Annotated in this window: 12 protein-coding genes; 2 read left to right on the top strand and 10 right to left on the bottom strand. The window is 61.3% G+C overall.

Going from position 1 to position 13,403, the window contains the following annotated elements; translation table 11 throughout:
• Positions 1 to 58 precede the first annotated feature (58 nt).
• From D3Y59_RS07625 to D3Y59_RS07600, 6 genes are all read right to left on the bottom strand, one after another.
• On the bottom strand, positions 59 to 805 hold the full coding sequence (locus tag D3Y59_RS07625) for a LytR/AlgR family response regulator transcription factor (protein WP_119444515.1): 747 nt from the start codon (positions 803 to 805) through the stop codon (positions 59 to 61).
• A gap of 152 nt (positions 806 to 957) precedes the next feature.
• Positions 958 to 2,085: a sensor histidine kinase gene (locus D3Y59_RS07620; RefSeq protein WP_119444514.1), complete on the bottom strand. Its 1,128-nt coding sequence runs from the start codon at positions 2,083 to 2,085 to the stop codon at positions 958 to 960.
• 44 nt (positions 2,086 to 2,129) lie between these two features.
• Complete coding sequence (locus D3Y59_RS07615) at positions 2,130 to 2,720, bottom strand: DUF7010 family protein (protein ID WP_119444513.1); 591 nt, start codon at positions 2,718 to 2,720, stop codon at positions 2,130 to 2,132.
• Positions 2,721 to 2,796: 76 nt separating this feature from the next.
• Positions 2,797 to 3,780 carry an alpha/beta fold hydrolase gene (locus D3Y59_RS07610; protein WP_162910623.1) on the bottom strand — a complete coding sequence of 328 codons (984 nt, stop codon included), beginning with the start codon at positions 3,778 to 3,780 and terminating at the stop codon, positions 2,797 to 2,799.
• A gap of 238 nt (positions 3,781 to 4,018) precedes the next feature.
• Positions 4,019 to 4,345 (bottom strand): outer membrane protein assembly factor BamE, encoded by a 327-nt coding sequence (locus D3Y59_RS07605; protein ID WP_119444511.1) that lies wholly within the window; start codon positions 4,343 to 4,345, stop codon positions 4,019 to 4,021.
• Positions 4,346 to 4,357: 12 nt separating this feature from the next.
• Positions 4,358 to 4,660: a sll1863 family stress response protein gene (locus D3Y59_RS07600; protein WP_119444510.1), complete on the bottom strand. Its 303-nt coding sequence runs from the start codon at positions 4,658 to 4,660 to the stop codon at positions 4,358 to 4,360.
• Positions 4,661 to 4,858: 198 nt separating this feature from the next.
• On the opposite strand from D3Y59_RS07600, the gene D3Y59_RS07595 reads away from it, so the two are divergent.
• Positions 4,859 to 5,299 carry an energy transducer TonB gene (locus D3Y59_RS07595; RefSeq protein ID WP_119444509.1) on the top strand — a complete coding sequence of 147 codons (441 nt, stop codon included), beginning with the start codon at positions 4,859 to 4,861 and terminating at the stop codon, positions 5,297 to 5,299.
• 60 nt (positions 5,300 to 5,359) lie between these two features.
• Here D3Y59_RS07595 and D3Y59_RS07590 read toward each other — a convergent pair whose 3' ends face one another.
• The 4 genes from D3Y59_RS07590 to D3Y59_RS18250 form a co-directional block, all read right to left on the bottom strand.
• Entirely contained in the window at positions 5,360 to 5,920 is a 561-nt protein-coding gene (locus tag D3Y59_RS07590; RefSeq protein ID WP_119444508.1) for a hypothetical protein, read from the bottom strand.
• A 412-nt stretch (positions 5,921 to 6,332) separates the two neighbouring features.
• Entirely contained in the window at positions 6,333 to 7,694 is a 1,362-nt protein-coding gene (gene dctA, locus D3Y59_RS07585) for a C4-dicarboxylate transporter DctA (RefSeq protein ID WP_119444507.1), read from the bottom strand.
• Positions 7,695 to 7,846: 152 nt separating this feature from the next.
• A complete protein-coding gene (locus D3Y59_RS07580; RefSeq protein ID WP_162910622.1) occupies positions 7,847 to 8,536 on the bottom strand; it encodes a DUF4328 domain-containing protein in 690 nt (229 codons plus the stop codon).
• Positions 8,537 to 8,766: 230 nt separating this feature from the next.
• Positions 8,767 to 11,352 carry a T9SS type A sorting domain-containing protein gene (locus D3Y59_RS18250; RefSeq protein ID WP_162910621.1) on the bottom strand — a complete coding sequence of 862 codons (2,586 nt, stop codon included), beginning with the start codon at positions 11,350 to 11,352 and terminating at the stop codon, positions 8,767 to 8,769.
• 466 nt (positions 11,353 to 11,818) lie between these two features.
• On the opposite strand from D3Y59_RS18250, the gene D3Y59_RS18735 reads away from it, so the two are divergent.
• On the top strand, positions 11,819 to 11,947 hold the full coding sequence (locus tag D3Y59_RS18735) for a hypothetical protein (protein WP_262696966.1): 129 nt from the start codon (positions 11,819 to 11,821) through the stop codon (positions 11,945 to 11,947).
• Positions 11,948 to 13,403: the final 1,456 nt, after the last annotated feature.

Raw genomic sequence — 13,403 nt, 5'->3', positions numbered from 1 at the left:
AATTAAATCATGAATATAAATGATTAATCAATGATACTTAGCGAGGTTGGCAGTACTATCACAAGCTAAGGGCCTCGCGGAAGCGAATGGACTGCTGCCGCGACACCTCCACCTCGGGCCCGCCGCGCAACTGAATTTTGAGCGTGCTGCTAAACCACGGCTCGATGCGCTCGATATGCTTCAGGTTGATGATTTGCTGGCGGTTGACGCGAAAAAACACGGCGGGGTCGAGGCGGCTCTCGAGCTGGTGCAAAGTGCGCGAAATCAGCGGGTGCTCGTCGTGAAAGTGAAGGCGCGTGTAATTTTCGGCCACCTCCAGCAGGCGCACATCGGCCAGGCGCACAAACCAGCACCGCTCGCCGTCTTTCACAAACACCTGGTCGGTTTCGCGCAGCAGCTCGCGGGCGGGCGCAGCGGCGGCAGTGGGCTCGTCGGCGGCGGCGGGTTCTGCGCTCAGGGCCGCGCGTGCTTTGGCCAGCGCAGCACCTAGGCGCTGCTCGTCGACGGGCTTCAGCAGGTAGTCGAGGGCATTTACCTCGAAGGCCTGCACAGCGTACTGGTCGAAGGCGGTGGTGAAGATGACGTGCGGAGCCGCCCCGTCGAGGTCGGCCAGCAGCTCAAAGCCTGTGCGGCCAGGCATATGAATGTCGAGCAGCAGCACATCGGGTTGCAGCTCGGCAATGCGGGCAGCGGCTTCGTCGGCGTTGGCGGCTTCGCCCACCACTGCCGCATCGGGGTGGCGCTGCAATAGGCGGCGCAGCTCCTGCCGGGCCAGGCGCGAGTCGTCGACGAGCAAGATGTTCATTTGGTAATGATCAATGAGCAATTAGTAATGATCAATTGCTGATGGGCAATGATAAGGGAAATGCGGGGTGCAGCTGGCAAAGCGTTGCCGGGGCCTAAACGCGGCGGCGGTACCTAGGGCCAGCCCGCGGCCCGGCGGCAATGGTTACTGGTTCACTGGTAACTGCTCATTGATAACTGTTCATTGCTCATTGCTAATTGTTCATTGATCATCGGCAGGCGCAGGCGGGCAGCCACGGTATCGGGGGTGGCCTGCTCGAGGCGCAGCTCGGCCCTAGGTCCGAAGAGCAGGCGCAGCCGCTCGCGGGCGTTGCGCAGGCCGGTTCCGGTGCCATCGGCCTTGGCCGGGCCGCTGTGCAGCTGGCCGGTGTTTTCCACGCTCAGCAGCAGCTCGCCGCCCGTGCAGCGGGCCTGCACCCGCAGCTCGCCCCCGGTGGGCAACTGCGCCAGCCCGTGCTTAATCGCGTTTTCGACGAGCACCTGCACCAGCATGGGCGGCACCTGTACCCCAAGGCAGTCGGCGGGCACATCAATGGTGTAGCGCAGGCGCTCCTCGAGCTGCAACGACTCGAGCTGCAGGTAATCCTGCACCACGGCCAGCTCCTTGCCCAAGGGCACCTGCTCGGTGCGGTTCAGCTGAATGGCGTAGCGCAACAGCTCCGAAAGGTGCGAGAGCATGTGGCGGGCCTGCTCGGGGTCTTCGCCGATGAGCGAGCGGATGTTGTTGAGTCCGTTGAAGAGGAAATGCGGGTTGATTTGCGCTTTCAGGGTTTGCATTTCGGCTTCGCGCACGGCGGCGGCCAGCTTCCACTTATCCACTTCGGCCTGGCGGTAGCTGCGCAGGTAGTGCAGCCCAAAGTACACCACCGACCACAGCCACAGCACGAAGTTGACGTTGAGCGCGTACCCAAAAAACTCGCCCGCGCTCTGGGCCTTGCCCCCGGGTTGCATTAGCGGCACAATTATCAGCAGCGTAATGCTCCAGATGACCACCTGGCTTAGCACCGACAACGCGGCGTTGGCAAGCAGCAGGCGCCACAGCACCCCCAGCAGCGGCAGCTGCACCCACTGGTAGCGCCTGATAATGTAGCGCAGCCCGTGCGACAACCCCAGCATGGTGGCTACCACCGCCAGCTGAATAGCTGCAATGTGCGCCGCAAACTTTTGGGTGAACATGGTGTAGCCCAGCACCCCGAACAGGCCGTACAGGGCCCAGCCAATTAGCTGCAGGCGCCAATACAGGCGGCTTGGGGGCGGCACCGTAGCGGGGGAGGGGTTCATGGGATGGGGCGGGGCTAGGCGATGAGCAATTTGCAGCGCACTGGCTAAGCCACGGCCACCGCGGCTGGCTGCGCGGCCGTAAGCCGCGCTTTGGCCCGGTAATCAACCCACAGCCACACGCCCAGCAGTACCAGCGAGCCGCTGATGAAAGCCGGAATAAGGTACTGCTGCGTTGGGGCCAGGTACATACCTAGGGCCAGGCTGCCCGCCGCCACTACGCCGGCCGCCACTACAAATGCGGGTGTGCGATAAAACCAGGCGTACGGAAAAAAGTGCGCCCCCGTGATGATGCCGTACGCCATGATAAAGTACTCGGGGTGGCGCAGGTACATGAACACCAAAAAGGGGAAGTAGAACAGCTGCGCGAAGTTGAGCCACAGCCCCAGCGGCTGCAGCGGGTTGTGCTTGAGTGTCCAGGTGGTGCCGAACACGCCCGAGAGCAAGCGCGCCGAGGGCAGCATCAGCCCACTGGCCATAAACGTGTAGAGGCTGTGCTGCGCGGCCGAGCCCGGCAGGGCCCACAGCACCGCAATGCCGGCCCAAAGCAGCGTGGCGGCGGCAATAAAATCGAGGCCGTTTTTGGCCTTTACCGACAGCTCCAGGTGCAGGGCGGCGAAGTCTTCTTGGCGAATCATGGTGGGGTATAAAAACGGTTGTGGAAGCGCAGATAAGATAAAGTAGGCCAACACCACGCGGGTGTTGGCCCGAAACTTAGCTGTTTTTTGCGCGGGCCCCAGCTTTTGCTTTGGTTTTGGCAGGAGCGTGCTGCTGCAAAAACGCGTCGGTTTGGGCAAAAAACCACTGCTGGTCGTCCCACATCAGGAAGTGGCGCCCGGCCTCCGACATTTCGATGCGGCGCTGGGGCAGCTTGGCGTACTGCTGCTCAAAAATGGCGCGGGTGCTTTCCTTCGTCGAGCCAAACTGCTTGTAGGCGGCCCAGGCGCCGAGCACCAGCACCGGCTGCTGAATGCGGGCCACATCGGGGCGCAGGTCGGTGGTGGCCATGTCGTACATGGCCTGGGCCACGGTGCCGGGGTCGGAGAGGCGGCCCCAGCGGGCGGCCACCGTTTGGCGGGCGGTGTCGGTAATCATGCTGGCCACCATTTGGCGCTGCTGCGCAGCCGGCATGGGGCCGCGGCGCATTTGCTGGCGCATGCCCTCGGCCATGGGCTTGGCCATTTCGGCCGTGAGGTTGGGGTTTTGGATGGCCGACATAAACGGCAGCGAATCAACAATTACCAGCGGGCCAATGGCTTCGGGTTGGGTAGCGCTCATCCAGAGGGCCACAAAACCACCCAGGCTGTGGCCAATGATGGCGGGGCGTTGCAGCTTCTGGGTTTTGATGTAGGCCAGCAGTTGGTCGCGCACATTCAGCAGCAAGTTATCAGTGCTAGCCGGAGCCGCTGCGCCGCCAAACCCCGCCAGCGACACAATGTGGCACTGGTACTGCTGCTGGTAGCGGGCCACGGTTTCGTCCCACACGGCGCCGGGGCAAGTAAGGCCCGGAATCAGCAGCACGGGCTGGCCCTTGCCCACCACGCGCACCGTAAAGTTGGGGTGCGCGGTGGGGTTATCGGTGGTGCGTGCGGCGTCAGCAGTTGGTTGGTGGGCCAGAGCTGCAGCGGGGGCCAGGGCAGCGGTGCTCAGCAGCAGGGCGGCGCAGAGGGGGCGGAGGGCGGTAGCGAAGCGTTTCATGGTCATCAGGCGGTTTGTGGCGTGGTTGATGATCCAAAGGTGGCACCTCGTGGCCCCGGGCGGAAGCAAAACCTAGGCGAGCGGTAAGCGGCCCGGCCGAGTGGTAAAAAATGCGGGTCGAGTGGCAAGCCGTATTGCGGGCGCAGTGGGGGCGCCGAGGGGCAGTTTACGGCCGACCCGCAAAGCAAGAAAGCGGCCCCTAGGTCGGGGGCCGCTTTCGGTATGCTAAGGGCAGAAGTTACTCCTTGCCGTAGTCGCCGCTATCGGGGCGTTTGTCGCCTTGGGCTTCGGGGGCGCACTGCTTGCTGGTTACGCGGCCATCGGCCCCGAAAATAATTTTGATGGGCTGGGTATCGGTGGCACTGCCAAACAGGTACGACCACGTGTTGCCGCCGTCGGTGGCGGGGTCGTTGCCGGTAGGCTCGCCCATCAGTTGGCGCACTTGTTCCTGGGTCATGCCCACTTCAATTTCGGTGCAGGCTACGGCGTTTTTGTAGCTCTCTTGCGCGGTGCAGGCATACAGCAGGGCTGCTGCCATCACCACCCCAATCAGTCGGTTGCGCATCGGTTGGGGCAGTTAAATCAGCTTGCTGATGTCGTCGCGCAGCGTGTCGATGCCGCGCTTGATTTCCGTCCAGACGCTGCCTTGCTGCCCGGCATCGTGGCCCGAAGTGCCGAGCTGCTCGGCCAGTTTGCTGCGCTTTACTTCCAGCGCGGCAATGTGCTCGTGGTAGTGGTGCGGCGAGTTGGCGGTGGTGGCGTTGGCGCGGGCGTGCAGGGTTTTAATCTTGGTGTCCAGCTCGTCGAGCGCCTGCCGCAGTTCGTTTTCGCTGAGGTGGTTAGGCGCCCGCATGTGGTCGGGGTTAGGCGTGTAGCTCATGGCTTGGAAGAGAGAATCGGAGGGGTAGATGGCGGCCACCTAGGGCGGCTCAAAGCTTTTTACTGATCTGGGCTCCGAAAAGATGCTGCTACCGCACTCAACACAACGGCAACACAAGCATAATTCAGCCTTCATCGGGTAGCTGCAGCGGCCCAATAGGTTTGCAGCGCCTTCAAGCCGAAGACGTTAGCCCACCTCATGCCACACCTATTCAGCCCACTGCTGCTGGCGGCCACGTTGCTCGCCGCTCTGCCAGCCACAGCCCAGCAAAGCACCCTGGTAAGCGACACAGCCACCGAAACCGCTGCCGCCGCCGCCGCTGCCGTGTACCACGCCCCCGATGTGATGCCCACTTTCCCGGGCGGCTCGGAGGCACTCCGATCTTTCCTGAAAGCCAAACTGCACTACCCCGAAGAAGCGCTGCGCAAAGGCCAGTCGGGCAAGGTGTACGTGCAGTTTGTGGTAGATGAGCGCGGGCACCTGCTCGAGCCGCAAGTGGTAAAAGGCCTCGCTGCCGACCTCGACGCCGAAGCCCTGCGCCTCGTGCGCATCATGCCCTGGTGGACGCCCGGCAGCGTAGCGGGGCAACCCGTGCGCGTGGCCTATACCTTGCCCATTGTGTTTCGGGCCCTTGAATAAAAAAGCCCCGGCTACCACCTAGGGCACCGGGGCCGTGCGCAAGCAGTGGCCGCGCAGTTGCTAGTGAAATACGCCCCACTGCTTGGGCAAGCCCAGGTCGCGGGCGAGCGGGGCGGCGGCGGTGCTCCAAATGTTGGTAAGCAGCTCGTTCACGGCGTCGGCCAGTTCGATGTGGTAGTCGGTTTCAAGCTTCTCGGCTTGGCGCAGTACGGTATCGGTGCGGCGCACTACGTGGTTGAGCAAGGGCTGCGTGGGGCCGTTGAGGCGAGCCACCGAAGCGGGCTGGTGCCGAAACACGTTGTTGAGCAAGCGCACCGTCAGTTCGGCTTCGCCAAACGTGTCGCCGGTAATCTTGGCGTGGTAGCTGATTTGGTTTTGCAGCTGGCGCAAAATCAGCAGCAAATCGTTGGGCGTTTGGTGGTAGCCGCGCACCGGGTCGTCGAGCCGCTCGCGCAGCCGCTCGCGCCGGTCCTCCAGGGCTTCGGGCCCCTCGAGCAGGCGGAACTGCAGCTGTTCGGTTAGCACCTTGTCCTGGCACACCAAGCGCACCAGCAGTTGGTCCTTTTCCTTTTGCGGCAGGTTGAGCAGGGCTTTGCGTAAGTCGGGGGGTAAGGCGGGCATGTAGTCAATTGGATATAGGCAAACAACAACGCGCGGGCGGTTTTTGCTTCCGAAAGTGCAGTTTTTTGCTGTGTACGCAAGCCGCGTGGCCGGGGATAAAAGGCGAAGCCCGAAAAAGCTCCCCTCCTCAGATGAGGAGGGGACGCCGCAACGCAGTTGCGGCTGGGGTGGTTGACCTCGCGTCAGATACTAACCTCAAGCCATCAGCGCGTCTAATAAAAGAACGTCATGTCGAGCTTGTCGAGGCATCTCGCGTGCTGACGTGGGATGGAATCTACTATCAGGCTAAACACGCGAGATGCCTCGACAAGCTCGGCATGACGTTTTTGTTGCCCTACGTGGTGTCAATTCAACGATTATCAACCACCCCGCCCTGCGGGCACCCCTCCTCAGCTGAGGAGGGGAACTGGTTCTAGCTTCTGGGCTTTGCGGCTTGCTCGTTCTCAGGCAGCGAGGTTGCCGATTCCTGCACCGCTACTGCGTGCTCGGGGCGGTCGGCGGCTACGTCGCTTTCGGGCGGTACGTGGCCGGCCAGGGCCCAACGGTTGCGGGCTTCGTCGAACTCGTTTTCGCTTTTGGCTACCACCACCGCCGCCACCGCATTGCCGATGATGTTGGTAATGGCCCGCGCCTCCGACATAAACCGATCGACGCCGAGCAGCAGCGCCATGCCCTCGACGGGAATGGTTTTGGTGGCCGCCAGGGTAGAGGCCAGCACCACAAAGCCCGAGCCCGTAACGCCCGCCGCGCCCTTGCTCGTCACCATCAGAATGCCAATAATGGTAAGCTGCTGCCCTAGGCTAAGCGGAATGTGGAAGGCCTGCGCCAGAAAGATGCTGGCCATGGACAGGTAAATGGTGGTGCCATCGAGGTTGAAGGAGTAGCCCGTGGGTATCACGAGGCCGGCTACCGAGCGCGAACAGCCGTAGGCCGTTAGCTTGTCAATCAGCCGCGGCAAGGCCGATTCGGACGACGACGTGCCGAGCACAATCAGCAGCTCTTCCTTAATAAAGCCCAGCAACCGCCACAGGCTGAAACGGTAATAGCGCGCCACCAGCCCAAGCACCCCAAAAATGAACAAGGCCATCGTCAGGTACACCGAGGCCATCAGCTTGGCCAGCGGCAGCAGGGTGTGCAGGCCGTACCTGCCAATGGTGTAGGCCATGCCGCCGAAAGCACCTAGGGGCGCCAGCTTCATGACCATGCCCAGCACCCCAAACAGCACGTGGCTCAGCCGATCGAAGGTGGCAATAAGCGGCTGGGCTACCGCCTCGGGCATGCGCGTAAGGGCCAAGCCGAACAACACCGCCACCAGCAACACCTGCAGCACGTCGCCCTCGGCAAAAGCGCCCACCATGCTCTCGGGCACAATGTGCGTGAAAAAGGCCACCCAATCCATGCCGGCGGCTTGCGCGGCGTACTTCTGGGTTTCGGCGGCTTTGCCGGTAGCCGCCGAGGTGTCGATGCCGGCGCCGGGGTGCACCAGGTTGGCGGCGGCCACGCCCAGCAACAGGGCAAACGTGGTAATCAGCTCGAAGTACAGCAGCGCTTTGCCGCCCACCCGGCCCACCTTTTTCAGGCTGCCCATGCTGCCGATGCCCAGCACCACCGTGAGGAAGATGATGGGCCCGATGAGCATTTTGATAAGCCGGATAAACGTTTCGCCCACGGGCTTGAGGGCGGCCCCCACGCCCGGGAAAAACGCGCCCAACAGCACCCCCAGGGCAATGGCAGTAAGTACCTGAAACGTGAGTTTGCGGGCGAGTTTTTTCATGCAGACGGCGAGCCAGCCGGCAAAGTAGCAAATGCGCGCGGGTGGCGGGCCTGGCGGCGCTCAAACCACCTAGGGCCGGTGGCGGCGGGGCTTAAGCCGCAACCAACCGCCAACGGCGCCCGGGTAGCGCCGGCGGCGTGTACGGGTTCGGATTAGCCTACCGACACCGGGGTGGCTGGCACATTGTCGGGTGCGTAGCGGGCGGCCAACCCATCTTCAAAATTTCGGAAACGTTGTAGCAGAACGATGGTGAGCACGGCGTAGGCAAGATTCAGGACATCGAGCATTAGCAGCGTGGTGGTGGCGTCGAGCAGTTGCTCCACGGTAGGGTCGGAGCCCCCGGCGCGGCTCACCAAGCGGCCAAATACAAAAAGCACAATGCGCAGAATCCACCAGCCTGTTAGCAAGCTGTGATCTTGCGCGGGAGCCCCCTGGCCGTGGTGGAGCGCATACCGCTGCGTACGGTACCACACTTCCTTGAGCATGTGCAGGGGCCGCCACAGGTTCAGGATGGGTACCAGCCAAGCGCCCACCGCCCAGCCCGGGCTATACGCTGGCTCGGGCGCCCCAGGAATACGGCGCAGGTTGTCGTAGGCCCTGGCAAACCACGAGATAAAGCCAATAAATGCCAACAGGGTAAGTACGAGCTGCAAACCGCCAACCAACTGCTGCCGATCATCATTGGCGTCGGCCGCTGCTGGTAGTATTTCTATGCCTGCCAAGGCATGCTGCAGGAGGCGGTACTGCAGGCCGGAAGAAACAAGCGCGGCGACCGTGGCTACAACCACAACCCACTGTGCAACGACAGCCAGGCGGTAGCGCTGGTAATTGGGCAAAAGCATAAAGCGTGATGTAGGATATAAATCGAATGAATTTTGAAATAGCGACAAACGTGAGACCTTTCCTAATCGGTTCGAAAAGCCCATCTAGTAAATTGGTCATACTGGTTGCGCGTAGCAGCGACAACCTACTATCATGTTGGCTTTGACGATTTTTAGTTGCGGTTGTCGCCAAAGCACGAAAAAGGCCCGCCTAGGTAGGCGGGCCTTTTACAGCAGGCACCCAGCAAAACTTACTTCACTAAGCTGATGCGGTTGGTTTTACTCTGCCCGTTGGTGCTTATGCGATAGATGTACGTACCCGTGGGTAACGAAGCTCCCCGGAACATGACTTCCTTCACTTCGCCGGCCTGCACTTGGGCGTCGAACAGGGTAGCGACTTTGGCACCCAGCACGTTGTACACCTCTACCACGGCCCGGCCCGATTTAGCTGCTGCGAAGGTAATGGTAGCATCTTCGCCGGTCGGGTTCGGGAATACCGAAGGCTCCAGCTCACCGCCGCCCCGCAGGGCTGCGCTGCTCGGTGCGGCCTGCGCACCTAGGGCAGCCGAGGTAGTAGCCGGCGTACCACCCAGCGGGCAGCCTGCATTGTTCAGGTTATCGAGCGTGGTAGCCATTTTGCCCGGAGCCGCACCACCCGATTTAAAGGCGGTGTTCACGTTGCTGATTACGCTGCTGGTCGTCAGGGCGTAGGTCACCTCGTCGCTGCAGGCGTTCAGCAACGCGGCCACCGATTGGCGAGCGAGGTTGTACACACCGCCACCGCCCAGGTTCAGGGCCTGCAGCAGCGTCAGGTTCTCGATGTCCTTCGGGATACCATCGTCTACTACTTTCCCGTTCACCACCACGTCGCTGCCGGCCTGCTTATCACCGAACACCGAGCCGTATTTCGTATTTGGGCTGTAAGCCAAGCACCAGCGGTTGGTGTGGTTTTTCCAGTAGCCCAGTGTGCAGCCCTCGTTGCACGTTTTAACCGTAATGGTAAAGCTGACAACCGGGCTAATGCAACTGCCAATTTGTTGCCGCACGTAGAACGTGAACGCGCCAACCGCGGCTATGCTTTGCGTGCTGGGCTGCGGCGAAAGCGCCACCCCGGCAGCCGTAGTGAAAACGATGGTGGCACCTGCCGTGGGCGTTACAAAACCCGAGAGTGCCACGGTGCCGCCGGGAGCGGAGCACACCTCCGAGCTACGCACGGTGGGGGCACCGGGGCTGCTGGGAGCCGGGTCGATGGTAACGCTGCTGGCGGCCGACACACAGTTGGCGCCGTTGCGTACCCGTAGCAAGTAAGTGCCGGGTGCTAGGTTGCTAAACATTGTACCGCTCTGCCAGGTACCACCATTCAGGTTGTACTCGAGGCCAGTGCCGGTAGGGGCCGTTACCGTAATGCTACCGGTGCTGGTGGTACAGGTTGGTTGCGTAGCAGAGTACGTTGGGGGCGCGGGCGTGCTGGGCTGCTGGTTGATGATAGCACTCGTTGGGCCCGACACGCAGTTGTCGGCGTTTTTCACGCGCACCTGGTAGGTGCCCGGAGCCAGGTTGCCGAAAGTAGTACCGCTCTGCCAAGTGCCGTTGTTCAGGTTGTACTGCAGCCCCATGCCAGTTGGTTCGGTAACCGTGATGCTACCCGTAGCCACGGTGCAGCTGGGTTGCGTGGTGCTGAGCTTAGGCGCAGCCGGAGCCGCGGGCTGCGGACTCACGGTAGCAGTAGCCGCCGCCGACACGCAACCGTCGTCGTTGCGTACGCGCACTTGGTACGTGCCGGGGGCAACATTGCTGAACGTGGAGCTGCTCTGCCAAGTGCCGCCGTTGAGGTTGTACTCGAAGCCTTGGCCCACAGGTGCAGTAACGGCAATGGTACCCGTACCAACAGCGCAGGTGGGTTGCGTCACCTCGACAGTAGGTGCGCCCGGAGTGCCCGGTTGCGGATTGATGGTAAAGTTAGCCGCAGCGGAGGTGCAGCCGGCCCCGTTCTTGGCCACCAAGCTGTAGGAGCCCGGCGCTAGGTTGCTGTAACCGCCCATTGGGTAAGCGGCGAAGGAGCCACCGTTGAGGCTAAACTGCAGGCCGCTGGTATTGGAGGTGATAGTGGCACTGCCCGTGGCAACGGCACAGGTGGGTTGCACCGCGCTTACGGTTGGTGCACCCGGAGTAGCAGGTTGCTGATTGATAACAACCGTGGCCGCCGCCGAAATACAACCTGCTGTGTTGCGGGCGCGCAGACTATAAGTGCCGGGTGCCAAGTTGGCGTAACCGCCACTCGGGTAGTTGGCAAACTCACCGTTGTTCAGGCTAAACTGCAGGCCGGAGGTGCTCGAAGTTACCGTAAAGCTGCCCGTAGCCGTGGTGCAGGTAGGCTGTACGATGCTGACCTCGGGGGCATCGGGGGTGCTGGGTGCCGGGTTGATGGTAACAGCGGCTGCCTCCGAAATACAGCCGGCACCGTTGCGGGCTCTTAAGGTGTAATTGCCGGGCGCCAGGTTGGTATATCCGCCACTGGGGTAGCTAGCAAAATCACCGTTGTTGAGGCTGAACTGCAAACCCGCGGTGCTCGAGGTAACGGCGATGCTGCCCGAGCCCTGTTCGCAAGTAGGCTGCGTTGCATTTACCGTTGGGGCTGCAGGCGTAGCCGGCTGCGGGTTGATGGTGAAGTTGGCAACTGCCGAAACGCAGCCGGCTGCATTACGAGCCGTTAGGGTGTAGCTACCCGGAGCCAATCCACTGTAACCACCATTCGGGTAAGCCGCATAATCTTCACCATCCAGGCTAAACTGCAAGCCGCTGGTGCTAGAGGTAACCGTTGCGCTACCGGTGGCCATGGTACAGTTAGGCTGCGTTACGCTTACAGTGGGTTGCGCTGGGGTAGCGGGTTGTTGGTTAATAGTGAAATTAGCCGCCGCCGAAGTACAGCCCGCGCTGTTCCTGGCCACCAACGAGTGAGACCCCGCCGCAAGGCCCGTGTAACCGCCGCTGGGGTACGCAGCAAACGGTCCGCTATCCAAGCTGAACTCCAGGCCTGCCGTGCTGGAGGTAATGGTTGCGCTGCCCGTGGCCACGGTGCAGGTGGGCTGCGTTTTGCTTACGGTTGGCGCGCTGGGTGTGGCCGGCTGCTGGTTAATCGTAAAATTAGCCGCAGCCGAAACACAGCCATCGGAGTTGCGACCAGTAAGGCTATGCGAGCCAGCAGCCAACCCCGTGTAACCACCGCTGGGGTAAGCAGCATAGTCCGCTCCGTCCAAGCTGAACTGCAAACCGCTGGTGTTGGAGGTTACGGCAATACTACCCGTGGCTACGGTACACGTGGGCTGCGTTACGTTTACCGTTGGGGCTGCAGGCGTAGCCGGTTGCGGATTGATGGTGAAGTTGGCCGCAGCGGAGGTGCAGCCGGCCCCGTTCTTGGCCACCAAGCTGTAGGAGCCCGGCGCCAGGTTGCTGTACCCGCCGCTGGGGTACGCCGCAAAGTTGCCACCGTTGAGGCTGAACTCGAGGCCAGCAGTGCTTGAGCTGACAGTGGCGCTACCGGTGGCCACAGTGCAAGTAGGCTGCACGGGGCTCACGGTTGGCACACCCGGAGTAGCGGGCTGGGCATTTATGGTAAAGTTGGCGACAGGCGAAACGCACCCCGCCGCGTTGCGCGCAGTTAAGGTGTGCGGACCTGCAGCCAACCCCGTATAGCCCCCGCTCGGGTAAGGCGCATAAGCCATTCCGTCGAGGCTAAACTCCAACCCTGATGTGGTAGAAGTAACGGCCGCCGTGCCCGTTGCCACGGTGCAACTAGGCTGTGTTACATTAACGGTGGGCGGCGCCGGCGTGCTGGGCTGCTGATTGATGGTGAAGTTAGCAGCCGAGGAAACGCAATTGTCGGCGTTTTTGGCCTTTAGGGTGTAATCGCCAGGCGCTAGGTTGGTGTAGCCACCGGCTGGATATGCGGTAAAAGGGCCATTGTTTAGGCTGAAGGTAAGGCCCGCGGTAGTGCCAACGGTGGCGCTGCCCGTAGCCACGGTGCAAGTAGGTTGCACCGGCGTAACTACAGGTGTACTCGGGGGCGTAGTAATCTGAAGTTCGGTTGCCGTAGCGCACTTAGGCGCAATCTTCGACGGGTCAAGCGGGCAATCGTTTTTACCTGTGTTGGAGGCGTCGGTCCAGGCTATGTACAGGTTAGTAATTTTTACCGCATCGCCGCATTTGAAGTTGATGGTAACATCTTGAAAGAGAAGAGGTGTGACGGTGTTGGCTGGCAAAGCCGGATTATTGGGATCAGTAGTGCCTTGGCACCCCGAAATCGAAGTGCTGACGGGCTGACCACCAGGCGAGGTAACTACCAGCGTACCCCAGAAGGCGAATGCCGCTCGATCGGACCCTGTGGTATTGTTGATGCGCAGCGTAAGCTTGCGGGATAACGGTTCGCCTGGCACGCACTCTATGCAGCTGCTATTGGCCAGGGTAGCACTTTCTACAAACAGGTCTTTTGAAACGCACCTATCTGCCGGTGGTAGGCTTTGGGCATAGGCCGACCCGTACCCAATAACGAACATGATCAGCACCAACAACCTAGGTAATAACTGGCGCTGATTTGGTGTCCGTGTGTCACAACACCTCAAAATGTTGGGTCGTGTGTAATTGAAAAGCTGTTTCATGGTGCGTAGGTGTGTGGATGAGAGTAGGTGTGAAGCGGATGTGATAAGGGCGCAAAGCAGCCTGCCCACGCTGAGCGGGGCATGCAAGAGGGCAGGGCTGGAGAGGTGGGGCTTCGGGCTGGCTACTCAAGCCAGGGCAAAGCGCTAAGCAGGCAAATCGGCTTTAGCTAACTGCGAAGGAGGCGGCAACTCCTGAGCATAAATTGAAGGCGGCGCAATGCAAAACCACCATT

Source organism: Hymenobacter oligotrophus, assembly GCF_003574965.1.
GTDB lineage: Bacteria > Bacteroidota > Bacteroidia > Cytophagales > Hymenobacteraceae > Solirubrum > Solirubrum oligotrophum.
The sequence above is the reverse complement of the archived record's forward strand: the minus strand, read 5'-3'. Positions and strand labels throughout refer to the sequence as shown.

Bases quoted from the DNA above. Each gene is read 5' to 3' on its own strand.
- D3Y59_RS07625 (WP_119444515.1), bottom strand. From the start codon at position 805: ATGAACATCTTGCTCGTCGACGACTCGCGCCTGGCCCGGCAGGAGCTG.
- D3Y59_RS07620 (WP_119444514.1), bottom strand. From the start codon at position 2,085: ATGAACCCCTCCCCCGCTACGGTGCCGCCCCCAAGCCGCCTGTATTGG.
- D3Y59_RS07615 (WP_119444513.1), bottom strand. From the start codon at position 2,720: ATGATTCGCCAAGAAGACTTCGCCGCCCTGCACCTGGAGCTGTCGGTA.
- D3Y59_RS07610 (WP_162910623.1), bottom strand. From the start codon at position 3,780: ATGAAACGCTTCGCTACCGCCCTCCGCCCCCTCTGCGCCGCCCTGCTG.
- D3Y59_RS07605 (WP_119444511.1), bottom strand. From the start codon at position 4,345: ATGCGCAACCGACTGATTGGGGTGGTGATGGCAGCAGCCCTGCTGTAT.
- D3Y59_RS07600 (WP_119444510.1), bottom strand. From the start codon at position 4,660: ATGAGCTACACGCCTAACCCCGACCACATGCGGGCGCCTAACCACCTC.
- D3Y59_RS07595 (WP_119444509.1), top strand. From the start codon at position 4,859: ATGCCACACCTATTCAGCCCACTGCTGCTGGCGGCCACGTTGCTCGCC.
- D3Y59_RS07590 (WP_119444508.1), bottom strand. From the start codon at position 5,920: ATGCCCGCCTTACCCCCCGACTTACGCAAAGCCCTGCTCAACCTGCCG.
- dctA (WP_119444507.1), bottom strand. From the start codon at position 7,694: ATGAAAAAACTCGCCCGCAAACTCACGTTTCAGGTACTTACTGCCATT.
- D3Y59_RS07580 (WP_162910622.1), bottom strand. From the start codon at position 8,536: ATGCTTTTGCCCAATTACCAGCGCTACCGCCTGGCTGTCGTTGCACAG.
- D3Y59_RS18250 (WP_162910621.1), bottom strand. From the start codon at position 11,352: ATGGCCACCGGTAGCGCAACGGTTACCTCTAGCACCAGCGGCTTGCAG.